Genomic DNA, 24,290 nt, shown 5'->3' with positions numbered 1-24,290 from the left:
GGCGGTTTGCTGACAGGCGAGGCAAGGATGCAGAAGATTGCTTCGTCGCTTTGCTCCTCGCAATGACGCGTTTTTTGTGATGCCGTTACGCCCGGCTGCGGTTGCGGAACCGGACGATGGCCAGGGTAAAAACGGCCGTTGCAATGGCGGCCAGGCAGGCCAGCTCCGGCCACAGCACATCCAGGCCGGCGCCCTTTAAAAACAGCTCCCGCAGGATCTCAATAAAATAGCGCAGCGGGTTGAGATAGGTGATCACCTGGACCCAGCCGGGCATGTTGTCGATGGGATAGAAAAAGCCGGACAGCAGGATAAAGGAGACCAGGAAAAACCAGGAGACAAACAGGGCCTGCTGCTGGGTCTCCACCAGGGTGGAGATAAAGATGCCCAGGCTCAGGGTGGTCAGGATAAAGACCGCGGCCATCAGCGCCAGCAGGGGCAGGCTGCCCACGATGGGGACCGAAAACCAGAGCACGCCAAAGGTCATGGCCACCCCCATCTCGATAAACCCCAGCACGGCAAAGGGAATGGTCTTGCCCGCAATGATCTGCCAGGGGGACAGGGGCGCCACCATCAACTGCTCCAGGGTGCCGATCTCCCGCTCCTTGACAATGGCCTGGCTGGTAAGCAGCATGGTCACGATGGTTAAAAGGATGGAGATGATGCCGGGGATCATATAGTAGACGCTCTTTAATTCCGGGTTGTACCAGACCCGGCCCTCCGGGGAGATGAAGCGGGGCCGGGATGCCGCGACAAAGGCCCCGGCCATGGCGGGGGTTGCCGCATGGTCCTGCATGAAGGCAAACAGGATGCGGTTTGTGTAGCCGGCGGCCACGGCCGCAGTGTTGGAGTTCTGGCCGTCCACCAGGATCTGCACCTCGGGCCGGTTGCCGGTCTCCAGGTCCCGGCCGAACCGGTCGGGAATCACCAGGGCGAGATCGGCCCGGCCGGTAAACAGGTGGTGCTCCACATGGCCCGGCGCGCAGCCGCTTTTGGCAACGTCAAAGTAGTCGGTGTGGGAAAACCGCTCCACCAGGTTCCGGGAAAGGGCAGAATTGTCGTAGTCGCAGATCAGGATATCCAGGTTCTTGATGTCCGTGGTGATGGCATAGCCCAGCACGAACAACTGAACCATGGGCACGATAAAAATGATGCGCAGCATGTTGATGTCCCGAAAGACCTGCCACAGCTCTTTTCGCACCAGATAGAAGACTTTTTTCATAACCGTTATCCAAAAGCTTTAAAAACACTATTTAAGACCCGGGCAACCCTGCCATCCAAATCGAAATCGGGATCGGGATCGGGATCGAAATCCATTGGCCGCCGCGGTTTTACGAAAAAACTTTTTGTCCATCCTTTTTGCGCCCCTATCCGCCTTCTTTCCAAAATCATGGTCAGCCACCCTGTTCAATACCATCACAGCTTCAGGCGAAACCGCCGAATGGCAATGGTGATAAACAAAACCCCCACGGCCACCATGGCCAGGGCCGACGGCCACAGGTCCGCCGGGCCGTTGCCCTTGAGCATGATGCCCCGAATGATCACCAGGAAGTGGGTGGCCGGAATCACCTGGGATACGCCCTGCAGCGGCAGGGGCATGGAGGCCACGGGAAACACGAACCCGGAGAGCATCACCGACGGCAGCAGCGTGGCCACCAGGGAGAGCATCATGGCCACCTGCTGGGTGGCCACCAGGGTGGAGATCAGCAGGCCGATGGCCAGAGAGGTCACCAGGTAGAGCAGGCAGGCAACCATCAGGTAAGACCAGGACCCCAGCATGGGCACGGAAAACCAGAGATGGCCGAAAATGATGATAAACACCGCGATGCCAAAGGCCAGCACCAGGTAGGGAACGGCCTTGCCCAGCACCACTTCGTGGGGCTGAATGGGGCTGACCAGGATCTGTTCCATGGTGCCGGTCTCTTTTTCCCGGGCAATGGTCACGGAGGTCAACAACGCGCCGATCATGATCAGCAGCAGGGCCACGATGCCGGGCACCACAAAGTGGGCCGACTCCATGTCCGGGTTGTAGAGAATCCGTGTTTTTATTTGCACCGGCTGCCCGGCGCCCCCGGCTTCCAGGGACCGTTCCAGCAGCAGGGCCTCAAGGTAGTTCTGGGCCAGGGTGGCGGTATTGGCGTCGGTGCCGTCCGTGATCACGGCCACGGTGGGCTCCCCTGCCCCGGCCATGGCCCGGACCAGGTTCCGGGGTATGATGACCGCGGCCCGAATGGCCCGCTGCTCAAACAGGCCGGCGGTCTGCCGGGGGTCGGTGTACCGGGCCTTTATGTCAAAATAGGGAGAGGCGTCCACGGTTTCTACCAGGGCCCGGCTCTCCGGGGTCCGGCTCAGGTCGCAGATGCCCAGCCGAATGTTCTTGACGTCCATATTGATGGCGTACCCGAAGACAAACATCATCATCAGGGGCATCAGGAACAGGATCCCCAGGGAACGGCGGTCCCGGGAGATATGGATAAACTCCTTGCGCATCAGCGCTACAAGACGGGAATGGGTCATCGGTCCACCAGGTGAATAAAGACATCCTCCACGGATGCCATGTTATATTTCTTCTTGATGCCGGCCGGGGAGTCGATCTCCACGATCCGGCCCGCGTACATGATGGAGAGGCGGTGACAGTATTCGGCCTCGTCCATGTAGTGGGTGGTCACAAACACCGTGGTGCCGCCGCCGGCCAGGGTGGATATCAGGTCCCAGAAATAGCGGCGGGCAATGGGGTCCACGGCGCCGGTGGGCTCGTCAAGAAACAGGATGGCGGGCCGGTGTAAAATGGCGCAGGCCAGGGCCAGGCGCTGCTTCTGGCCCGGCGGCAGAGAGCCGGTGACCCGCCGGGCAAAAGCGGACAGGCTCAGCATGCCCTCCAGGTCGGCCACCCGGCCGGCCACCTGTGCCCGGTTCAGGCCGTACACCCCGCCGAAGAAAAACAGGTTTTCCTCCACCTTCAGGTCGTCGTAAAGGGAGAACCGCTGGGACATGTAACCGATGCGGGACCGGATGGCGCGGCGCTGGCTCACGATGTCCAGGCCGTCCACGGTGCCGGAGCCGCTGCTGGGCGCCAGCAGGCCGGTGAGCATCTTGATGGTGGTGGTTTTGCCCGCGCCATTGGCGCCTAAAAACCCAAAGATTTCCCCTTTGCGCACGTCAAAGGAGACATGGTCCACGGCCACAAAATCGCCAAAGGTGCGGGTCAGGTCCCGGACCGTCACCGCGTGGGGCCCCTGGCCGGCGGTCTGCCGGTCGGTATTTTTGCTTTTGTCAGCGCCCTTCATCAGCGTCTCCCTGTCGCGCCACCATGGCCACAAACACATCCTCCAGGCCGGCGGACACCGGCCCGGCCGACACGATGGCTTTGCCGTCGCTTTCCGCTTGACGGCGCAGGTCGTCCATGATCCGTTGGGCATTTTCAAAAAGGCTGACCAGGACCCGGTCGCCTACAATTCTCACCTGTTCCGGCCCCAGCTTCTGCTTGAACCAGGCGGCCGTGCCCACCGGCTCCGGTGATTCAACCGAATAGACGGTGCCTGAAAAGTTGCCGGCAATACCGGCGGCCGTGCCCCTGGCCAGGATTTTTCCTTTGTGCATCAGGGCCACCCGGTCGCACCGTTCGGCCTCGTCCATGTAAGGGGTGGAGACCAGAATGGTCACGCCCCGGCCTTTGAGTTCCCGCAAAATGGCCCAGAACTCCCGGCGGGAGACCGGGTCCACGCCGGTGGTGGGCTCGTCCAAAACCAGCACCCGGGGCGTGTGCACAAGGGCGCAGGAGAGGGCCAGCTTCTGTTTCATGCCGCCTGAAAGCTGGCCGGCGCGGCGGTTCACAAAAGGGGTCAGCCGGGAAAAGGAGAGCAGCTCGTCGGTGCGGGCCAGCCGTTCGGCTTTGGGCACCTTGAACAGGTCGGCAAAAAACCGCAGGTTCTCTCCCACGGTGAGGTCCGGGTAAAGGGAAAACCGCTGGGGCATGTACCCGATGATCCGCCGGATATCCCCGGGCCGCCCGGTCACCGATATATCATTGACAGAGCAGGTGCCTTCGTCCGGGTCCAGCAGGGAAACCAGTATGCGCATCAGGGTGGTCTTGCCGGCCCCGTCCGGGCCGAGAAGGCCGAACATTTCAGCGGCCCCGACCTCAAGGTCCACCGATGCCAGGGCCGTGGCCGGGCCATAGCTTTTTTTCAATCCCTGAACGCGAATGGCGGTGTCGGTCATGGCTGAGCGTAAACCTCCACCGGCATGCCGATTTTCAGCACATCGGCACCGGTATCCAGAATGACCTTGACGGCATAGACCAGCTCGGACCGGGCCTTTCGGGTCTGGACGTTTTTGGGGGTAAACTCGGCTTCCGGCGATGTCCAGGCAATGGTGCCGCTAAAGGGGGTGTCCACGGCATCGGCCCGCACCTCAACCTTCTGGCCGATGGTGATATTGCCCAGGTCTTCGGCGGCCACGTAAATATGAACCCAGAAGCGGCCAAGGTCTGCAAGCTTGTAAATCCGGCTCCCCGGCATTGCCGTTTCCCCGGCTTCCATGTACTTTTCCACCACCGTGCCGTTGATGGGCGAGGTCACCCGGCCGTCGGCGATCTGCCGGTCGGCCAGGGCCAGTTCCGCCTCGATCTGGGCCTTTTTCGCGTCCAGCATCGGCAGCTGGGCCCGGGCCCCGGCCACCTGGTTTTTGGCCACGGCAAGCTGCGTGGTAATGTCATCCAGCTGTTTCTGGGTGGCCGATCCCCGGTCATGCAGCTCCTTTATGCGGCGGTACTGGGTCTCCACGTTGGCCAGGGTATCTTCAGCCTGGGCCACGGCCGCGTCCGCGGCGGTCCGGTTGGCGGCCACCTCGGCAAGCCCGGCAGCCAGGCGTTTTCGCTGGAGTTCCAGTTTTTCCACGTCGATGACGGCCAGCAGGTCCCCGGCAGCCGCCTTCTGGCCCTCCTCACGGGAAAGGTCGGTTACCGTGCCGCCGGTCTGGGCGCTGATCACCACTTCGGTGGCCTCCAGGGTGCCGGACCCCAGAAAGCCAGGCTCATGGGACTGGCCACACCCGGCAACCCATACCAGGGCCAGCAGCAACACCCCGATTTTTTCCCAGCGTTTTATTCTCATAACACTCTCCTTTATTCGAATATCCGGGATAAACATCCGCTCCCTTACATTTTTATCGTGCTCGTGCTCTTTCTCTATCCGTCATTGCGAGGAGCGAAGCGACGCGGCAGTCTCCTCCGCGTACGTTCAAGATTGCTTCGCTGCGCTCGCAATGACGCTTTGTATGGCCAAGATTGCTTCGCTGCGCTGGCAATGCCCCATGTGCTGATCGATTTCGATCCCGATACCGATACCGATACCGATTTCGATTTGGATGAGTCTTTCACGAAGAAAATCATCTCCGGGCCTCATCTAAACCCATTGCCGTCAGGTAGTCGCTCCAGGCCACGCGCACCCTGGCCCGGGCAGCGGCCAGGTCAAACTCGGCGCCAAGCAGGTCGGTGTGAGCATCCAGGTAGTCGGTGCTGGTGGCAATGCCCACCTGGAAGTGGTCTTTTTTGGTCTGGTAGTTTTCCCGGGCGGTCGCCACCTTTTCCACCATGATCTCTTGACGGCGGCAGGCCTCTTCATACGCCAGGCGGGCCACAACCCGTTCCTGGGCAATGCGGTTGTCCAGGCTTTTGGCGGTCTGCTCCAGCTGCCGCTGCCGGGTCAGGGCCGACTGTTCCTGGCTGCGGCGGCGGTCCATGTCAAAAATGGTCCACGACGCGTTGACACCGGCCTGCCACCAGGTATCCCAGTCCGGATCATTGCCCACAAACCCGGGCCAGCCGTAGTGGGCCGATGCCGTAAGGCCCACCTGGGGCCGCCGTGCCCCGCGGGCGGCCCTGGCACGGGCCCCGGCCGCCTCTATCTGCCGGTCCACAATCTGCTGTTCCTCCCGCATGCCGGCGGCGGCAAGGGTTGCAGGAATCGGCCAGGGCGGCGGATTGTTCCAGTCCGCCGCGATATCGATACCGGCTGCCGGGTCAAGCCCCATGCTTCTGGCCAGTGCCGCGCCGGCTTTTGCCACGGCATTGCCCGCCTCTATCACCGCAAGGTCGCTGTCAAGCTTTCGCATTCGAATGGGCAGAAGGTCGCTCTTTAGAATCAGCCCCTGCTCCAGCATGTTTTGCGCGTCATCCAGGTGGCCGGTAATCCGGGTCACCGATGCCCGTGCGATCTTTTCCATCTCCACGGCCACGGCCAGGTCGTAAAAAGCCGCAATCACCCGACGCCGGGTCTCCCGCTCTTCCAGTCTTACCTGGATCTCCGCGCCCTCCAGGCCGGCCCGGGCCGCCTTCACCCCGGCGGCAACAGCGCCGCCGGTATACAGGGTCTGCCGAAGGGAGACTGACAGGTCGGCAGTGGTGTTATCGCCGATCTCGGTTTCCCGGCCCGGTATCGTTAGCGGCGGTGTGGCCGGTCCGGTGGGAATGGTGATGGGGTCCTGGCGGGTGGTGTTGACCTCGGACCGATACCCGGCACTGGTTCCCAGGGCCAGTTCAGGAAAGTATCCGGCCCGGGCCTCCTGTGTCAGAAGCCGGGCCTCCTCCCGGGCGTAACCGGCCCGTGCGATCTCCGGGTTTTCGGAAAGCGCGATTTCCAGGCACTGGTCCAGGGTCAGGGGCTGAGCCCAAATGCCCGCCGGAAAAAACACAAAAGCGGCCAGCAGCAGGGCCGAAAGCCATGCATGCCGGAACCGGCATACTGTCTGTCTGCATGGGTCTGATGATTTTTTCATTTTCGGTCTACCTCTTTATAATGCCGTAAAACACAAGGTCGACGATGGCCTCCTTGCGCTGCGCGATAAACGCCTTTTCATCCGCCGGTTTTCCCCAGATATGTTCCATCAGGGGCCGGGCCACAAAATAAAACATGCACATGCCCACCACGCTGATGGTGGTCTGCATGGGGTCCACCGGCCGGATCAGGTCACTTGCCACCGCCTTTTCAATAAACGGGCGGATCAGCTGGGGCGGCGAGATACCGGTCTGTGAAAATATCCGGTCCACCACCGCCATGATGTGCCGGCCCCCTTCAAGCACCTCGGATACCATCAGGCGCGGCAGTTCCGGGCGGGTGGACAAAATATCCATATAGGCGTGAATAAAGCCGCGAAAGGCGGCTTCCGGTTCGGTCTCGGCCTGGAAATCGGTCGCCAGCCGGGAAAAAACATCGGAAAAAAAACGGAACAGCACCTCTTCATACAGCTTTTCCTTGGACCCAAAATGATAGTGCAGCAGGGCCTGGTTGACCCCTGCCTCGGCAGCAATCTGCTGCATGCGGGCCCCCTTGAACCCTTCTTTTGAAAAGACGCTTGTTGCCGCCTCCAGAATCCTGGCCGGGGTGTCCTGCTGTGCCATGGTGCCTCCGAAAAATCTGCGCTGGTTTTGAGTTGACCAAAAGGTTTAATTAACTGGTTAGTTAATTTATATTTGAAAAAATCCTCTGTCAAGCACTTTTTTTCGGTGAGACTGTTTTTCCTTTGACGGGTGCCACTCTCCGTCATCGCCCAGCTTGACTGGGCGATCCAGACCAGAATTGGCCCCATTCCTTATGCCGTCACCCTCGGGCTTGACCCGAGGGTCCAGGATCAAATTGGCCCCATACCGCATTAATAAGGAAACAGGTCAATTTTACACTGGATTACCCAATCAAGTTGGGTAATGACGACTACGTGGACGATCGGCCAGAGCAGAATGCGCCAAACCGGGGGATGACGGATGCGAAACGAAGCTTGCCCGTGTGCGCAGGCGGCATGCTACCGCACGCTGAAAACAGAACACCCCCCATCCTGATCTGAATCTTGTCTGATTCCGATCCGAACGGGGGGTGTAAAATTCTGAGTGTGTCCCGGCGGCACGCCTGCCGGGCTAAGCTTAACGGGAAGCGGAGCGGGCTGATGAAAATTTGCTCTGTGCCTGGTCCAGGCTGGTAAAAAACAGGTCCACCTGCCGGGCCTGGTCCTGGGGGCCGATCTCCTGGGGCAGCCGCCGGGAGACAATAGACATGGCCGATTCGATCAGCTCGGAACGAAAGGCCTGCCGGGCCTCCTGGAACCGACCCTGAATCCGGCGCCGGGCCGCCTCGATCAAAAACTCGCTCTCCTTTTTCGCGTTTTCAATGATGGCCAGCTTGGTCCGTTCCCCCTCGGCGATGATGCGCTCCCTGATCTCAAGGATATGGGTGCCTTCCGCGGCAACCTGTTTTTTCGTGTCCGCCACGTCGTTGGCGGCCCGCTCTCTTTCGGTCTCCAGCCGCTCCAGTTCCTTTGCCACCTCGTCATGCCGGGTCTTGAGAAAATTTTTCAAAGGGTTTTTCAGCAGTTTGGCAAGCAGAAACACCAGGATCAGAAAGTTGATCACCAGCATCACGTTGTCATATACAGGCCGCCACCCGGCCGAGCCGCCCGTCTCCTGGGCAAACGCCAATGTGCCGTCACCGGCAACCATCACCAGAACGGACAGCGTCACCCATCCCCACCATTTTATGCCGTTATTTTTTCTCACGATGCCGTCACGCTCCTGTCCAGGATATGCTCCATGATCCCGGCCGCCAGATCTTCCGCCTCTTTTTGAACACGCTTCTGCGCCTCCTCCAGTTGAAGCGCCACCTCCTGCTCGACCTTCTCCTTCATTCGGGAGATTTCCTGGCGGGAGGCCTCCATCATCTCGGCCGCCTGTCCGCCGGCCAGGGACTCCAGCTCTTTTTTCCGGTCAAAGCCGTCCTTTCGGGCCGCATCCTCGCGCTCACGCAGGTCCCGGTTCAACGCCTCGGCCTCCTGCCGGCTGGCGTCAATCTCCCTGTCCAGCTGGTCCATCCGGTCATCCCGCTGCTGCATGGTATCCAGCAGGGGACGGAACATGATCCGGTTGAGCACAAACACCAGGATCAGAAACGAAACCAGAACCACCACCATGGTTTCGTTAATGGTGATCATGCCGGGTATATAGATGAGTTCCATGTTGTTCCCACTTGCACGAAAAATTTCGTGTTTTTAGATTCCGCTGTTGCCGCCGCTTTTATTCAACACCGTGGCATAACGGTTTTCTGCCACGGCGGCATAAAACGGCCCGCCTTCAAACCGCGCCGGTGTTCAAAAAAACGGCCTGACTACACGACAAACAGCAGCAGCAGGGCCACCACCAGCGAGTAGATACCCGTTGATTCGGAAACCGCCTGGCCCACCAGCATGGTCCGGGTCAGCAGGCCGGCCTCGGCCGGGTTTTTGCCGATGGCTTCACACGCCTTGGCCGCGGCCATGCCTTCACCCACGCCCGGTCCGATGGCGCCCAGGCCCATGGCCAGCCCCGCACCCAGAAACGCCGCCGCCTGAATGATGTCTGTACCTTCGATTGCCATTTGTCTTCCTCCTGTTGCCGGTTCAAAACCGGACTTTGATGAGTTATTTAATCTGTACCGACACATACACAATGGTCAGCATGGTAAATACAAAGGCCTGAATGGTGCCCACGAACAGCCCGAAAAAGAAACAGAGAAACGGGGGAAGAATCAGGCTGTACACCAGGTGGCTCACCACCAGGATAATGATCGATCCGCCCATGATATTGCCGAACAGACGAAAGGAGATGGAGATGACCTTGGCCAGCTCGCCGATGAGATTCAACGGCAGCAGAATAAAAAAGGGTTCCATGTATCCTTTGACATATGCCCGAAGCCCCTTTTGTTTTATGCCGAAAAAGTGGGCGATCACAAACCCCATGATGCCCAGGCTCAGCGGCACATTCAGGTCCTTGGTGGGCTCTTCCATAAAGGGGATCACCCCCATGTAGTTGCTCATCACCAGGAACATGAACAGGGCGCAGATCATGGGCGCCAGTTTTCTGCCCAGCTTCTCGTCCAGGGCATCCTCGGTCAGGGCATAAAGCTGGGTCACCAGCAATTCGCCGACGATCTGCATTCTGCCCGGTACCAGGCCCCGGTTGCGGGTGGTAAACAGGGCGAAAACGATCAGAATGGCCATCACGATCCAGACCATGGCAATGACCTTGATGTTGAACGTCAATTCATGACCGAAAAAGGGCACGATCAGCTGATGTATGTATCCGAGTTCATCCATGGCGGTTCGCCGTCTCCTTCCACTGCCGCGACCCTGCCCCGCCGTCTGCCGATGGCGGCCCGGGGCGCGGAAACTGTCTTACACCACAAAAATCATCACAAACGCCACCACCAGGGCATAGATGCCCGTGGATTCCGACACCGCCTGGCCCACCAGCATGGTGCGGGTCAGCACACCGGCGTGCTGCTCGTTTCTGCCCACCCACTTGATGGCCTCGCCGGCGGCAAACCCTTCGCCGATGCCCGGGCCGATGGCACCCAGCCCCATGCAGAGACCGGCCCCCAGCAGGGACATGGCCGGCGCCAGGGCCAGGGTCTCGGGAAAGGACTTGAACACCAGTATAATACTGATCAGCAGACCGTATACGCCGGTGGACTCGGTCACTGCCATGCCCAGGAGCATCAGGCTGGTGATCTGCACCGCGGCCTGGGGCTTTCTGGCAATGCCCTCGCAGGCGGTCTGGGCCGCCCGGCCTTCACCGATGGCCGGTCCGATGGCGGCCAGCCCCACGGCAAGCCCGGCCCCGATAACAGCGGCCCAGGTGGGGCAGACCGGTTGGGCGGACAGGTTCAGAAACATGATCATCAGGGCCACGGCCAGGGCGTAAATGGCGGTGGTCTGGGAAATCGAAGCGCCGATGAGCATGTTGGTGGTGAGCCGGTCAGACACCTCGGGCTGCCGGGAGATGCCCAGGCAGCAGGCCCCGGCGGGCAGGCCCGACCCGATACCCGCGCCGATGGCGCCGAACCCCATGCAGAGGCCGGCGGAAAGCAGTACGTAGGGCGTGATGGGATCGGTGGCGGAGCCGGTAAACAGCAGCATCATGGCAATGAGCAGGGCAAAGATGGCCGATGTCTCGGCAATGGCCTCGCCCATGAGCATGCTTTTAAAGATTTCACCGGACCGTTCCGGGCTGCGTCCTATCGCCTCGTTGGCACAGGCCGCGGTGTAACCTTCCCCCACGGCCGCGCCGATGGCGCCCAGGCCCATGGACAGCGCCGCTCCGCTGATGGCCGCCATTCTGATCCATGTTTCTAATTCCATATATTCCCGCCTTGCTTATTCATCCTGTTCGCGCGACAGCCGCTCGAAGCTCGCTATTTCGCAAATCCTATTCTGATTCTGAAAACTGTTCCCGCCAGGCCCGGCGACCCAGCACACCGTCGGCCAGCAGGACCCCCTGCACGGAAAACAGGCCTATCATCACGGTTGCCAGATTATAGGTGTCCAGCCGGATGGCCAGCACAATGGGAACGGCCATCAGCGCGAACCGCATGCCCATGGATCCGAGGGCCGCGGTAATGCGCCGCCTTTTTGTCGGCGCCAGCCGGGACGGCAGGGTTTCGCCCATCAGCACGAAGTTGACCACGCTGAAAAGCGTGCCCAGCAGCAGGCCCTTTCCCATGGCCACCTGGCCGGCAAGATAGAGGCCGAAAAAGGCGATAATGGCAAGCATCAATGCCCTGGAACAGTATTTTTTCTGAATTTTTCTAATCTGTGCCGTTGCCATGATGGTCCGACCGGCCGGGCGGTTTCATCGGCTCGGCAAGTTCCATGATCTGGCGATAGACCACGATGCCGCCGCCGATAATGCCCAGAACAATAAAGATTGTTGTAAAGATCCCTTTTGTGCCCAGCCAGCGGTCCAGGTAAAGGCCCACAAACAGGCAGAAGACGATGCTCCCCGCCATGGTCAGACCGATCTGCATCACCACATGGAGGTTTTCCGTCCATGTCTTGTTCTGCCTGTAGTCGAAAACCCGGCGCGGTGCCACAAAAGACCGTCCGTTTATCAGGGTTTGGATGGAGAGATTCTAAAAAACCCTCAACCCCGCATTCACCCGTTGCCGGGCGATCTATCGGGTTAAGGGCTTTTTACCCTGCCGCCATCCTTTTATCTGCCCCCTGCTATAGTGGATTACCGGCCAATAGTCAACAGGATTTATTATAAAATTCAGCGCCAGCAACTGTCTGGATATCCCTTTTCATATAAACCGGTTATCGGTCAGCGATTGACAGGTTCAGCGGTTTTTGTTATGGCTGGTATCAGGCTTACGGGGTAGATATTGCGGCCCCAAACGCCGGTTTCTCTGTTTTTCATCCCCCACAACCAACGCCGGAGGATAGCGGAAATGATCAGACTGCTTGCCAAGCTTTTGAAGGCACTGAATTCGGAAACCGAACCGGGCCAGATCAGCCTGGGGATCTGCCTTGCCATGATCATCGGTTTCACACCACTTCTTTCCCTGCACAACCTCCTGGTGGTGCTGCTGGCCCTCATCCTACGGGTCAACCTTTCCATGTTCATCGTGGGGTGGGGAGTGTTTTCAGGCATTGCCTACCTTGCGGACCCGCTGTTTCACGCCCTGGGGCTGGCCGTGCTTCAATCCTCGGCCCTGGAGTCCCTCTGGATCGTGTTCTACAACATGACCCTGTTCCGGCTGGCCCATTTTAACAACACCATTGTCATGGGCAGCCTGCTGGTTTCCCTGGTGCTGTTCGTGCCCGTATATTTTATCGCCAACCGGCTGATCCAGGCCTACCGGGATTCGGTGCTGGCATGGGTCCGCCGGCTCCGGGTTGTTGAACTGCTCAAGGGCAGCCGCCTGTTTCAGGCCTACCAGGCACTTTCGAACTGAAGGGAGAATCACATGAAAAAACTGATTCGATGGCCGGGCCTGATCGCCTTCGTGGTGCTTGTGGGGGGGCTGGCTGGTTTCTGGCTGCTGTTCGCGGACGCCATCGTCAAAGGCATAATCGAACGACGGGGCACCGCCATGGTGGGGGCAAAAGTGGAAATCGCCGGCCTTGACCTTACCCTGGTGCCGGCGGGTATGAGAATCAGCGGTCTTGCCGTGACCGATCCGGACAGCCCCATGACCAATGCCGTGGAGATCGGCGAAATGGTGATGACGGTGGATTCGGGCCGGCTGCTTCGCAGAAAGCTGATCATTGATGAAATGGGAATCGAAGGCATGCGGTTCGGCACAGCCCGGTCCGTTTCCGGCGCCGTTAAAAAACGGACGGCAGACCGGCCAAAAAACGCCGAAAAAGCCGCAAAAAAATTTAACCTGCCATCCTTTGACATGCCGGATCCAAAAGAAATCCTGGAAAAAGAGGACCTGGAAACCATCCGGCTGGCCAATGAACTCAAAGCCGACATCGACGCCGCCAGGGCCCGGTGGGAAGCAAGGATTCAGGAGCTGCCCGACCGCCAGGCTTTTGAGGAGTACAAAAGCCGGATCAACAAAATCAAAACCGGCGCCAGGGGGCTTTCCGGCCTTCTGGGCACAGCCGGTGAAGCTGCGGTCCTTTCCAAAGAGATAAAGGCCGACCTGGACCGGGTAAAGGCGGCAAAAGCCGCTCTTGAGACCGACCGGACCCGTTTTGAAAAACGGGCAGAGCAGGTGACCCAGGCCCCGGCGAAGGACCTGAAACGCCTGGTGGAAAAATACGGCCTCTCCACCGGCGGCGTCGCCAACATCAGCCGCCTGCTGTTTGGTGAAAAGATTTACGCCTGGGTGACAACGGCCCAAAAATGGTACCAGCGCGTGCAGCCCTATGTCGTAAAGGCCACGGCATCCGGCAGGGACAAAAAAGAAAAACCGGCGCCGCCGGAACGGGGAAAAGGCGTGGACATTCGCTTTCGGGAGGCAAACCCCCTGCCTGATTTTCTGATCCGGAAGATTCACGCCCAGGCCGTGCTCGAAATGGGAGATATTGGCGGCACCATTGAAAACCTGACACTTGAGCAGCATATTCTGGGCGCGCCCACCACGTTTGCCTTCAGCGGTAAGGATTTAAAACAGGCCGCCTCGGTGGCGGCCAAAGGCGCGGTCAATTTTGTTTCGCCTCAAAAACCGGTCCACACCGTGGACCTGTCCGTGGACCGGTATGCCTTCAGCAATGCCGTGCTGGTGGACGACCCGTCGTTCCCGCTGGCCTTAAAATCCGGGCTGGCCGACCTCTCGGTCCGCGGACGGCTGGATAACAGCGGCATCAACGCCTCGGGCGTTCTGAACACGAAAAAAGCGTCGCTGTCCCTGGACATGGAAAAGGATGCCGGGCCCGTGAAAACGGCCATTGCCTCGGCCCTGGGCGATATTCGGGCCTTTGATGTCCGGGCCTCGGCCATCGGCCCGATCGAGGATATGGATATCAAGGTGTCGTCCAGCATTGACGAGGCCGTTAAAACCGCCCTGGCAAACCAGCTGAAGGCGGAAACCGCCCGGTTTGAAACCGCGCTGAAAACAACCATGCAAGAAAAAATCCAGGCGGCGGTGGGGACACCGGGCCAGTACCCGGCTGCCCTGGACGGCATTGAAAAAGAGCTGGCCGGCCGGCTGAACCTGGGTGAATCGCTTCTCAAAGATCTGGGGAAATGATAACCCGCGGCGACAAAACGGGCTATATATAACAACACTTTAATCTCATGGAGGTTTGCGGTGGAAGAAAAAAAGGTAAAAGACCTGATGGTGCCCATAGGCGAATACGCAACGGTTTCCGAAGATGCGACCTTAAAGGATGCCCTGGCCGCCTTGAAAAATGCCCAGAAACAGCATGACGACGACCAGTATGCCCATCGGGCCATCATCGTGATCGACAGGGAGCAGCAGGTGGTGGGCAAAATAAGTCAGATCGATGTGCTTAAGGCCCTGGAGCCCAAGTACATGGACCTGTGCGAACCGGACAGCGAATCAGGCATGACCCGGTTCGGGTTCAGCAAGAAATTTTTTACCGACATGTGTACCCAGTACAACCTCTGGTCCACACCCATGTCCCAACTGGTGCAACAGGCGGCCAACCGGCCGGTAAAAACCTTCATGTACAAGCCCAAAGAAGGTGAATACATCACCGAAAACGGCACTATAGAGGAGGCCATCCACCTGCTGGTGGTGGGCCGCCATCAATCCCTGCTTGTGTTGAAAGATAAAAAGATTGTCGGTGTGCTGCGCCTGGTGGACATGTTCCGCGAAATAACGGACGCCATGGACCGTCACGGCTGATACCACTGCCTTCTACCGGCCCGTGACACCGCTCTTCCACGCCGGGGTCATGGGCCGGCCCCCCCCCTTTTTTTTCCCGCCTCAGCATAATTCTATATAGTGTCCATCCATTTAACATGGAAGACACCATGTGGTGTTTCCAATCCAGTCCCGCCATGGCGGGATTTCGCAAGATCAGGGGAAAAAAGGGCTGACTGAAGGCGTACTGCTGTACGCCGCACAAGGAAGCCCGCAGTTTGACGCAGAGATTGCGGAAAAAGGCCATTTATGGATGGAAACTATATAATTCTATTGACAGCTTTCCCCTCTTCTCCTATCTTCGATCTTTCAAAGTTTCAACAAGGTACCTATTTTATAGAACAGACCAAGGAGTTTTTTGTATGGACACTCAGACCGAAAAAACCCCCGTCAACTGGAAAAAAATTATTTTCCTGTTCACCGGCATTCTGCTGTTTGTGGTGGTTTACTACTCCCCGCCCTGGCCCGACGCCGTGGACCCCACCGGCAAACATTTCGCCCTGAGCGTTGCGGGCAAAGGGGCTTTGGCCGTGTTCCTGCTGGCCGGCACCTGGTGGGTATTCGAGGTGGTGCCCATCGGCGTGACCAGCCTGGCCATCGGTGTGCTCCAGGTGCTGTTCATGGTGCGGCCGGCAAAGGTGGCGTTCAAAGATTTCATGGATCCGTCCGTTCTCTTTATCTTCGGCTCCATCGTGATCGGCCTGGTATTCACAAAGGTCGGCCTCACCAAGCGGCTGGCCTATAAAATGCTCTCCATCGTGGGGGAGAAAACCAGCATGATCTACCTGGGCTGTTTTGTGGTGACCGCGGCCCTGACCCATATCATGGCCCATACTGCCGTGGCGGCCACCATCTTTCCCCTGCTGGTGGCTATTTATTCCCTGTACGGCGAAGGGGACAAACCCACCAAGTTCGGCAAGGGCCTGTTCATGGGCATGGCCTACGTGGCCGGCGCCGGCTCCATCGTCACCCTGCTGGGCGCGGCCCGGGGCGCCGTAGCCCTCGGATTTTTCAAAGACATCATGAAACAGGACATTGGTTTTTTCGAGCTCTCCTACTACATGTTTCCCATCGGCTGGCTCATGACTTTTCTTCTGTGGGGCTTTTTCATGATCGTGTGCAAACCCGAAAAAAAGGCCATCCCCGGTCTCAAGCAGAAGGCAAAAGATCTTTACATCGGGCTGGGGCCCATCACGGGACGTGAAATCCTGGCGTCCCTGATCGTGGGCGGGTGCATCCTGGCCCTGGCCGTTTCCGCCGTGCTGTCAGCCGCTTATCCCGATTTTAACGCGCCGAACAAAACCGCACTGATCCTGGTCTCCACCATTCTGTTTTTTATTGTCGGCATCCTGGATATTGACGACCTGGAGGGCATTCCCTGGAACATCATCCTGCTGTTTGCCGGCGCCATGAGCATCGGCTTCTGCCTGTGGGAGACCGGGGCAGCCGAATGGCTGGCCATTAACTGGCTCACCATGTTCCAGAAAGCCAACTGGTTTGTTTTTGTGATGAGCATCGCCTTTTTCGTGATGATGATGACCAACTTCATCATGAACGTGGCCGCCATTGCCATCTCCCTGCCCGTGGCCCTGGTCATCGCTCCCTACCTGGGGGTGGCCGGCGAGGTGATCCTGTTCTCGTCCCTGGTGGTGGCGGGTATGCCGTTTCTGCTGCTGGTGGGTGCGGCCCCCAATGCCATTGCCTATGACGCCAAGCAGTTCACACCCGGCGAGTTCTTTCTTTATGGTATTCCGGCCAGCATCCTGCTGATGATTGTCACCGGGTTTGCCGTATACGTGCTGTGGCCCCTGATGGGCATGCCGATCCGGTTGTAACCGCATAACCAGCACCACACCGGGCACACTTTAAAACCACCGGCGGGAGCGAAACAATTTCGCTTCCGCCGGTCTGTTTTCCAAAAGTGCCAAAAGTGGGGACGTCCTTAAATAATTCAATAACTCATTCTGTAAGCCGAAGATTGTTCTCCCGGACAATCGCCTCGCCCCGCCGGGCCGCATAAGAAACACCCGACGGTGTCATGGCCAGTTTTACGGCAAGATCACTGAGTGGTATATTCAATTCTCTGGTCGCCCAATAACAAAGCAGCCCCCTGGCCTCAGCCCGCGTTTTCATGCGCCCTTTGGCAAAAATATCTTCGCGTTCAATCCCGTAAATTTTCGCCGCTTTTGCGGCAATATAATCAAGATCAACCCCTTTTGCCTTCAGTTGATACCCACGTTCGTATGTTTGCCTTGCCTGGTTTAACATGGACGCAACAAAATCCGAATCCCCCAGAATTCTTTGATCCCCCTTGATACGTCCCATTTTTTGCTGCCGGTTTTTTTTGACCTCCTCCCATCCGCCCAAACTCCGGATCAGCCCACCGCCCACAAGCTCGGGGCGCCTCCCCTGATCAAGACCTGCTTCGACATAAGACAAATAGCGTTTGCGTGCCAGAGAAAGAGAATCGGCAAAAAAAGTCAGAGCATACCCGTCATCCTGCCACGATTGTTTCCAATACCCCGCCAGCACCCCGTGTCCGCAAAAAGGATATTGCCCAAGCGCCTTTAAATCACCAACCATCTTCGCCCGGATGGGGTTCAAATGGATGTATCTTATCAGCTCTTTTAAGTATGCGTCTTCCTGGCAGATGATGGACTTGTAGCGATTTTGAAATAACTGGCCATAACGGTTATGACGGCGATTAAATGATACCGCATACCCGGTCAATAGACGTCGCATCAAAGTGGATATTCCCTGGGGGCCGGATCGAAACAGAAAATGGGCGTGATTTGTCATCAGCACCCAGGCATAGCAACAGGTTTGGGTTTCAGGAATCAGAACGGCCAGTCGATCCACAAAGGACTGCTGATCCGCCGAATCCCAAAATATTTTCCTGCGCTCGATGCCACGGATGATCACATGGTGTAATACACCAGGCGCGTCTAATCTGGATTGTCTTGGCATGAATCAAAAAATAGCAGGACGGTAGGAGCGCGTCAAGTTATTTAATTATTTAAGGACGTCCCCATTTAAACATTTAAAATTTGTTGACAGCCCCTTTTTAAGTGGTTAGGGTTTTTGAGCATATACTCATAATGCTGTCTGTACGAGGTCTTCCAATGACAAAAACAGCCCTGATCCGTTGCGAAAAAAATCAGGACCGCTGCCCCCTGACCGGCTGCTTTACCGCCATGGCAGACACAAAAGAGGGGTTTGCCATGTATGACCAGGCCCGGCCCGCCGGCGTGTTCACCTGCCGGTGCCCCGGGGACAATGTGGTGGACCTGGCAAAAATCCTCAAATCCAAGGGGGCTGAAGCGATTCACTTCTGCACCTGCACCTTTGCAAAAAAAGGGGGGTCCGGTTGGGAGCTGGCGCCGGGCGGTTTCTGCGACCACATTGACAATCTTATCGAAAAGGTTCACCAGGCCACGGGCCTTGCCTGCGTCAAGGGGTCGGCCCACCTGCCCGAAGGCTACACACCCCAAATCTGGAGGTAAGCCATGGTTGTTTTTTACGTGCTGCTGGCAATTGTCGCGCTGGTGCTGCTGTTTTTTGCCCGCACCCTGATCCGGCTGAAAACAGGCAACGCCCGGGGAGCCAAAGAACTGGCCCAAGCCCGGTACACGCCACTGGAGGATGTCGGGACCGTGGATTCGGTTTCCATTCTGCCCCTGGTGGATTTTTATACCGACAACCCCCGCCTCAAAACCGAGGCCGGCGTGGCCTACCTGGTAAAGGCCGGGGAGACCACTCTGCTGATGGACGTGGGGTTCAATAAAAAAAAGGCCCACCCCTCGCCCCTGCTGCACAACATGAAGGCCCTGGACATAAAACCCGATGCCATCGACGCCGTTGTGATCAGCCATGTTCACCTGGACCATGTGGGCGGCATGACCGAGCAGCGGACAAAGACCTTTTCCATCTCCCAGGGACCGGTGGACCTTCGCGAAATACCGGTCTACGCCACCTCGGCCATGGCCCCCTCCCGCTGGAACCCCAAACCGCAAGTCACGGTGACCGACAAACCGCAAAAGCTGGCCGAAGGGGTGGCCACCACCGGCGCCATTCCCCGGAATCTCTACCTGATGGGATACACCCTGGAGCAGAGCCTGGCCGTGCGGGTAAAGGACAAGGGCATCGTGATCATCATCGGGTGCGGCCATCCCACGGTGGAGCGGATTGTTGAACGGGTTAAAATGCTGTTTGACGACCCGGTTTACGCCATCATCGGAGGCCTGCACTTTCCGGTGCATGGCGGCCGCATCATGGCCGGCCCGGTCAACCTGCAGAGCCTGGTGGGCACGGACCGGCCCCCGTGGAAGGCCATCGGCGAGGCCGATGTGGACAATGCCATTACCGCCATGAAAACGGTCAACCCTGCCCTGGTCTCCCTCTCGCCCCACGACAGTTCAGACTGGAGCCTTGAGCGGTTCAAGGCCGCATTCGGCGACCGGTACCTGGATCTGAAGGTGGGGACGCCGATTCAAATATAAACTGGAAACCTTTTTTGTGTCCTCATAATCAAAGGATGGACACGACTTAACCTCACACGCAAGACTTCTCCTGAAAACCCCGCCCCCGGCCGGTAAAATCGGTCAGATTTTGCCAGCCTGACCGACATTTTGCGTCAAAAAGGGGAACTTCCCCCTTGCCCCTCTTTTCCAAAATCGAAAAAATCTTGTATTTCAATTGGTTTCTTTTTATCATGGTTCAAGATGCAGGGTTTGATTCTTGCATGTATTTTTCTTAAAAACTCTGCATTTGCTCTTCCCAACACCCCGCCAAAGGGAGGTATAATGAAAACAATTGCCCCCACCCATTCCTGTCATGCCGCCGTGGCCGCACTGCTTCTGGCCCTTTTTCTGACGCCCGTAACAGCCCCTGACGCTCAGGCCGCCGAATGGGTAAACTACCCCAGGCAGCCGGACATCATCTATTACCTGGCCATTGAGCCGGTCACGGACACGGACTACTATGTCTGGGCCGGCACGGAAACCGGCGCGTTTCGTATTCACGCGGTAGACGACACCTATGTGCGATACACCTATGCCGACGGCCTGTCTTACAACTCGGTCAAATCCATTCTGGTGGACAGTGCCGGCGACAAGTGGTTCGGCACCATGAACGGCGGGCTGAACCATTTTGACGACACCACCTGGACCCTGTTTCCCAGCCCGGATATCACGCCCATCAATGAAATCGCCCTTAACGGACTGGGATTTCCCCTGCTGGCCAGGGGTGATTTTTTAACAGAGCTTGCGGGCCTGGGCGGGTTTCATGTATTTAACGGCGCCGACTGGGCCGTCTATAACGCAGGCAACAGCGACCTGGCAGCAAATTACGTGGAGGCCCTGCTGGTCGACGGTTCGGGAAACGTGTGGCTGGGCACCTGCCCGCCGCCCCTTGGTTTTCTGGTCGGCCAGCCCGGGGGCCTGAACATGTTTGATGGCACGAACTGGACCACCTATGACAAATCCGACGGCCTGGTCGAGGAAAATGTTTCTGACATTGCCGCCGACAGCAGCGGAGACCTCTGGATCGCCACCCTGTTCGGCGGCATCAGCCATTTTGACGGCGCCACATGGACATCCTACACCACCGCCAACAGCGACCTGCCCAACGGCAACGTTCAGGCCGTGGCCGTTGACGCCAATGACACCAAGTGGTTCGGCACCACCATGGCCGGTGTCTGCTCCTTTGACGGTTTTGCCTGGACCCCCTACGACACGGACAACAGCGGTCTTGTCAACAACAACATTCACGCCATTGCCCTGCACGACACGCCCCCGCCCACTGAAGCGGCATCCGGAACCGATCCGATTGCCAGGGTCGTTGTTCCGGTATTTGAACCCGATGTCTGGCTGGGCACGGGCAATGGGGTCAACCGTCTGGACAGCACCGGGGCCTGGACCACCTTTTCCTTTGACGGCATCTTTAACTCCTATTACACGGCCGCGGCCGCGGATGCCGGCGGCAACAAGTGGTTCGGCACCCACGACGGCGTCGTAATGTTTGACGATACCGACTGGACCACTTACACCACCGAAAACAGCGGTCTTGCGGGAAACAACATTCGGGCCATTATCGTATCCAGCGACGGGAATATCTGGTTTGCCACCAACGCCGGGGCAAGCTGGTTTGACGGTACCGACTGGGCCACCTACAACACCGGCAACAGCGGCCTTGTCTCTGACGGGGTTTCCTGTCTGGCCGAAGATATCTCCGGCAGCCTCTGGTTTGGCACCAGCGCCGGGGCAAGCGTGTTTGACGGCACCACATGGACCACCTATACCATCACCAACAGCGACCTGGTTTCCGACGCTGTGCAGGCGGTCTGCGCCGCCGGTGACGGCAGCCTGTGGTTCGGCACCGACGCCGGTGTCAGTGTGTTTGATGGCGGCACATGGACCACCTATACCACCGCCAACAGTGACCTGGTGGCCGACGATATCAACACCATTGTCGAAAGCAGCACCGGCCTCATAGGAATCGGCACCGATTCAGGAATGAGCATGTTTGACGGCGGCACATGGACCACGCTTGACGTGGCAGGCGGCAGCCTGATCGCAAACACGGTCCGGGCCATTATCGAGGACAGCGAAGGCGAAATCTGGGTGGGCACCACGGCCGGCGTCAGCCGGTTTGACGGCGCTGCCTGGAGTCACTACGACAGGGGCGACGGCCCGGGCGATCCCAGCATTCGGGCCATGGCCCTTGAATCCGACGGCGACCTCTGGTTTGCCACGGGCAACGGGGTCACCGGTTATGTCATTCCCCCGGAGCCGGAGCCCGAGCCTGAACCGGAGCCCGTACCGGACCCGCCCCTGGTGCCGGACACCTCGATCGGCTGCTTTATCACCGGGCTCATGCGGTAGCACGCGCAACCGGCAAGATATCCACAAAACAACAGGGGACGCGGAAGGCCGCGTCTCCTGTTGTACTTTTCTAAAACTGCAATCTGCCAACTTTCTGTTGACAAACCAACAAAGTAGCTTTTAGTATTCTTAAAAAGAGGGGGCATGGATTTTTTCTATCACACAAAACCCTTTAAAAAATCAACCCATTCAAATATACAAAACCACATAATTTATAAAATGAGAGAAAATGCATTCAGCTTGTTTTTATTAATTGTTTTAATTATTCTTTTACATATTGCAGGATTTCTTGCGTTTGATTTTTACAATAACCCGAATAGCAATTTGGCAGCATCGAAAGATGAGCCTAAAATACCTTTTGGAGGGACCCAAAACGATCAAGTTAACCATAGAAAATATAATATAAGAAACATTCAGAAAAACCTTCCTGGCTTACTCAAGAAACCCAAACCTATTCCTGTTAACTCAACAAAACCCAAAATATATTCTTGGGTAGACAGCTCAGGGGTAAGACACTTCTCGGATCAAAACCCACAAGAACACTTTGAAAATATTCAAAAGAAGGACGCTTATGTTTCTGACGACCTTGGTACCAGCGAAAGAGCGGCCATGCAAATTGATCCTTACCCATCCAGTTCATCTACCAGCAAAATAATAGTAATGTGGAACCAAATATTTGTTCCTGTAAGGATCGGCTACAGAGGCAAAGAAGTTCAGACCATGCTTCTTCTTGATACTGGCGCTACGACTACGGTTATACACAGTGAAGCGGCTGCAAGACTTAATTTATGGAAAAGATCAAAGAGTGCTTCAATCGTTGCCGATGGAAGAAAAATTGGTTCAGAAAAAGCATATCTAGATTATATCAGAGTCGGGCCTAATAAATTTGAGAATTTCCCCGTTTCAATAATAAATTATTCGGGACACAACAATCATTTTAAAGGTCTGCTTGGAATGGACTTTCTAAAAAACGTAAAATACAGAATTAACTATTCCCAACAAATCATATATTGGGAATAGTCCTACAAGCCAAACCAGGACCTCCTTATCCCGGCCCTTTGGTTGAAAAAACTTTATGAACTCTTTCGACAGCGTTTCCGCCGATGGCCGAATGCATAAAAAAGCCCTGGTCTGGCGGGTGTTTCCCAACATTGTCGCTTTTGGCATCGGGCTGGGTGTCGCCTGGTTTCTTGAATGGGAAACCACGGACCTGGTCTGGAGCCTGTGGCTCTGCAGCCTGGTACTGGGATACCTGACCATCCTGTCCGCCATTTTCGGCGGAGCCTGGGCCTGGATTCATATAACCGGGCAGGAAGATTTGAGTCAGAAAAACCGGACGGCCGCCCTTGTGGCAGGCATCGGCATGGGCCTGTTTCTCCTGGGCTTTTTCTCCATCCACTTCTGCGGGTTTCACGCCGGGCACTCGGTTTTTCTCAGGCAGTTCTTTCCCGTCGAGGGCATGCCGGCCGAGGGTTTCGGCGCTGCCTTCATGAACCCGCCGCTTTTGTGGGCGCTGGCCTTCAAGCACCTTGCCGTGCCCTATGGCATCTTCCTTGTCCCGGCCCTGATTGTTGAACGCAGGCATGTGTTTGCGCCGTTTATCCAGGCCGTCCACATGGTAAACGGGCGGAAAACCGCCAACGGCTCCGGAACAGACCCCAAAACCAGCGCCCAGAAATTTTTCGGCAACGCCATGGGCCGGCCCTACATCAATGTCGTGCGCATGCACATCCTGATCTTCTTTTTTGCCCTCTGTTTCTTTTTAAAGATCGATTCCTTTGCTGTCTATGCCGTAGTCTACTTTGTCTATTTTTTCCCGTGGCACGAGGTGAAAAACAGTTGGCGACAAGTTCCCGCCGGGGCGGTTTGATTTGTAAAAATTAAAATCTTCCCGGACACTTTCGGCAGATGGTAAAGCCCCCGCCCGTTGCAGCGTAGCCGAGCGCAAAGGCTTTTTTCGGGAGAAGCGGGCAGGCTGTCTGAATCCCGCGAAGCGGGATGAGTTCCTGCCCGCGCCGAAAAAAACGTTTGCGCGAGGGCAGCCGAAGGCCAAGCTGCGGGGCGCGGTTCTTTTGGTACTTTTCTTGCCGTCAAGAAAAGTACGCGGAAAAGCAGGGGAGGAAAATTTGGTTTTAATGATAAAGATTGCTTCGCTGCGCTCGCAATGACCTTATGAGACAAACACGGGCAAGCTGTCGCCTGGCCCGTGGCACCCGTTAGCGTCGATTTCGATCCCGATAGCGATAGCGATTTCGATGAGAGACGGAATCGA

The 24,290-nt window shown here is 57.3% G+C and carries 25 protein-coding genes; 9 read left to right on the top strand and 16 right to left on the bottom strand.

All coding sequences use genetic code 11. The annotated features are described in order from the left end of the window. Positions 1-85: 85 nt before the first annotated feature. From DOLE_RS04180 to DOLE_RS04115, 15 genes are all read right to left on the bottom strand, one after another. Positions 86-1,219 carry an ABC transporter permease gene (locus tag DOLE_RS04180; RefSeq protein WP_012174239.1) on the bottom strand — a complete coding sequence of 378 codons (1,134 nt, stop codon included), beginning with the start codon at positions 1,217-1,219 and terminating at the stop codon, positions 86-88. A gap of 5 nt (positions 1,220-1,224) precedes the next feature. Beyond that, positions 1,225-1,389: a hypothetical protein gene (locus tag DOLE_RS18125; RefSeq protein WP_153304351.1), complete on the bottom strand. Its 165-nt coding sequence runs from the start codon at positions 1,387-1,389 to the stop codon at positions 1,225-1,227. Between the two features lie 24 nt (positions 1,390-1,413). Further along, the gene (locus tag DOLE_RS04175; protein ID WP_012174238.1) at positions 1,414-2,514 is read right to left on the bottom strand and encodes an ABC transporter permease; all 1,101 of its coding nucleotides are present in this window, start codon (positions 2,512-2,514) and stop codon (positions 1,414-1,416) included. Then, positions 2,511-3,284, bottom strand: a complete 774-nt coding sequence (locus tag DOLE_RS04170) for an ABC transporter ATP-binding protein (RefSeq protein WP_012174237.1) — start codon at positions 3,282-3,284, stop codon at positions 2,511-2,513. Before DOLE_RS04170 ends, DOLE_RS04175 begins: the two co-directional genes overlap by 4 nt. Further along, a complete protein-coding gene (locus DOLE_RS04165; protein ID WP_012174236.1) occupies positions 3,271-4,218 on the bottom strand; it encodes an ABC transporter ATP-binding protein in 948 nt (315 codons plus the stop codon). The genes DOLE_RS04170 and DOLE_RS04165 overlap by 14 nt, the downstream gene beginning before the upstream one ends. After that, positions 4,215-5,111 carry an HlyD family secretion protein gene (locus tag DOLE_RS04160; protein WP_041280342.1) on the bottom strand — a complete coding sequence of 299 codons (897 nt, stop codon included), beginning with the start codon at positions 5,109-5,111 and terminating at the stop codon, positions 4,215-4,217. The genes DOLE_RS04165 and DOLE_RS04160 overlap by 4 nt, the downstream gene beginning before the upstream one ends. Positions 5,112-5,385: 274 nt before the next feature. Further along, positions 5,386-6,774: a TolC family protein gene (locus DOLE_RS04155; protein WP_012174234.1), complete on the bottom strand. Its 1,389-nt coding sequence runs from the start codon at positions 6,772-6,774 to the stop codon at positions 5,386-5,388. Positions 6,775-6,781: 7 nt separating this feature from the next. Next, positions 6,782-7,396, bottom strand: coding sequence for a TetR/AcrR family transcriptional regulator (locus DOLE_RS04150; RefSeq protein ID WP_012174233.1), 615 nt, complete (start codon positions 7,394-7,396; stop codon positions 6,782-6,784). Positions 7,397-7,912: 516 nt separating this feature from the next. After that, positions 7,913-8,542: a F0F1 ATP synthase subunit B family protein gene (locus DOLE_RS04145; RefSeq protein ID WP_012174232.1), complete on the bottom strand. Its 630-nt coding sequence runs from the start codon at positions 8,540-8,542 to the stop codon at positions 7,913-7,915. Continuing rightward, entirely contained in the window at positions 8,539-8,997 is a 459-nt protein-coding gene (locus DOLE_RS04140) for a F0F1 ATP synthase subunit B family protein (RefSeq protein ID WP_012174231.1), read from the bottom strand. Before DOLE_RS04140 ends, DOLE_RS04145 begins: the two co-directional genes overlap by 4 nt. Before the next feature lie 149 nt (positions 8,998-9,146). After that, entirely contained in the window at positions 9,147-9,395 is a 249-nt protein-coding gene (gene atpE, locus DOLE_RS04135; RefSeq protein ID WP_012174230.1) for an ATP synthase F0 subunit C, read from the bottom strand. A gap of 43 nt (positions 9,396-9,438) precedes the next feature. Further along, entirely contained in the window at positions 9,439-10,113 is a 675-nt protein-coding gene (gene atpB / locus DOLE_RS04130; RefSeq protein WP_012174229.1) for a F0F1 ATP synthase subunit A, read from the bottom strand. A gap of 78 nt (positions 10,114-10,191) precedes the next feature. Then, entirely contained in the window at positions 10,192-11,157 is a 966-nt protein-coding gene (gene atpE / locus DOLE_RS18825) for an ATP synthase F0 subunit C (RefSeq protein ID WP_012174228.1), read from the bottom strand. A 67-nt stretch (positions 11,158-11,224) separates the two neighbouring features. After that, a complete protein-coding gene (locus DOLE_RS04120; RefSeq protein ID WP_083766518.1) occupies positions 11,225-11,623 on the bottom strand; it encodes an ATP synthase subunit I in 399 nt (132 codons plus the stop codon). After that, positions 11,604-11,888: an AtpZ/AtpI family protein gene (locus DOLE_RS04115; protein ID WP_012174226.1), complete on the bottom strand. Its 285-nt coding sequence runs from the start codon at positions 11,886-11,888 to the stop codon at positions 11,604-11,606. The genes DOLE_RS04120 and DOLE_RS04115 overlap by 20 nt, the downstream gene beginning before the upstream one ends. 357 nt (positions 11,889-12,245) lie before the next feature. Between DOLE_RS04115 and DOLE_RS04110 the strand changes: the two genes are divergently transcribed. The 4 genes from DOLE_RS04110 (at position 12,246) to DOLE_RS04095 (ending at position 16,972) form a co-directional block, all read left to right on the top strand. Beyond that, a complete protein-coding gene (locus DOLE_RS04110; protein WP_012174225.1) occupies positions 12,246-12,752 on the top strand; it encodes a TIGR03546 family protein in 507 nt (168 codons plus the stop codon). Between the two features lie 12 nt (positions 12,753-12,764). Continuing rightward, the gene (locus tag DOLE_RS04105; protein ID WP_012174224.1) at positions 12,765-14,498 is read left to right on the top strand and encodes a TIGR03545 family protein; all 1,734 of its coding nucleotides are present in this window, start codon (positions 12,765-12,767) and stop codon (positions 14,496-14,498) included. A 60-nt stretch (positions 14,499-14,558) separates the two neighbouring features. Beyond that, complete coding sequence (locus DOLE_RS04100) at positions 14,559-15,119, top strand: CBS domain-containing protein (RefSeq protein ID WP_012174223.1); 561 nt, start codon at positions 14,559-14,561, stop codon at positions 15,117-15,119. 380 nt (positions 15,120-15,499) lie between these two features. After that, positions 15,500-16,972, top strand: a complete 1,473-nt coding sequence (locus DOLE_RS04095; protein ID WP_012174222.1) for an SLC13 family permease — start codon at positions 15,500-15,502, stop codon at positions 16,970-16,972. A 124-nt stretch (positions 16,973-17,096) separates the two neighbouring features. Here the strand turns inward: DOLE_RS04095 and DOLE_RS04090 are convergent, their stop codons facing one another. Continuing rightward, positions 17,097-18,059, bottom strand: a complete 963-nt coding sequence (locus DOLE_RS04090) for a transposase (RefSeq protein ID WP_232362726.1) — start codon at positions 18,057-18,059, stop codon at positions 17,097-17,099. A 200-nt stretch (positions 18,060-18,259) separates the two neighbouring features. On the opposite strand from DOLE_RS04090, the gene DOLE_RS04085 reads away from it, so the two are divergent. The 5 genes from DOLE_RS04085 to DOLE_RS04065 all read left to right on the top strand — a co-directional run bounded on the left by DOLE_RS04085 (position 18,260) and on the right by DOLE_RS04065 (position 23,888). Further along, positions 18,260-18,640: a CGGC domain-containing protein gene (locus DOLE_RS04085; protein WP_012174220.1), complete on the top strand. Its 381-nt coding sequence runs from the start codon at positions 18,260-18,262 to the stop codon at positions 18,638-18,640. A 3-nt stretch (positions 18,641-18,643) separates the two neighbouring features. Beyond that, positions 18,644-19,636 carry an MBL fold metallo-hydrolase gene (locus DOLE_RS04080; protein WP_012174219.1) on the top strand — a complete coding sequence of 331 codons (993 nt, stop codon included), beginning with the start codon at positions 18,644-18,646 and terminating at the stop codon, positions 19,634-19,636. Between the two features lie 303 nt (positions 19,637-19,939). Further along, complete coding sequence (locus tag DOLE_RS04075) at positions 19,940-22,018, top strand: two-component regulator propeller domain-containing protein (RefSeq protein ID WP_012174218.1); 2,079 nt, start codon at positions 19,940-19,942, stop codon at positions 22,016-22,018. A 144-nt stretch (positions 22,019-22,162) separates the two neighbouring features. After that, positions 22,163-23,038, top strand: a complete 876-nt coding sequence (locus tag DOLE_RS17000) for an aspartyl protease family protein (RefSeq protein ID WP_012174217.1) — start codon at positions 22,163-22,165, stop codon at positions 23,036-23,038. A gap of 55 nt (positions 23,039-23,093) precedes the next feature. Continuing rightward, entirely contained in the window at positions 23,094-23,888 is a 795-nt protein-coding gene (locus DOLE_RS04065; protein WP_012174216.1) for a DUF6498-containing protein, read from the top strand. The last annotated feature ends 402 nt before the right edge of the window (positions 23,889-24,290 follow it).

Origin of the sequence: Desulfosudis oleivorans Hxd3 (assembly GCF_000018405.1) — a bacterium.
Classification (GTDB): Bacteria; Desulfobacterota; Desulfobacteria; order Desulfobacterales; family Desulfosudaceae; genus Desulfosudis; species Desulfosudis oleivorans.
Note: the sequence above shows the minus strand (reverse complement) of the source record. Positions and strands in the feature narration are given on the sequence as shown.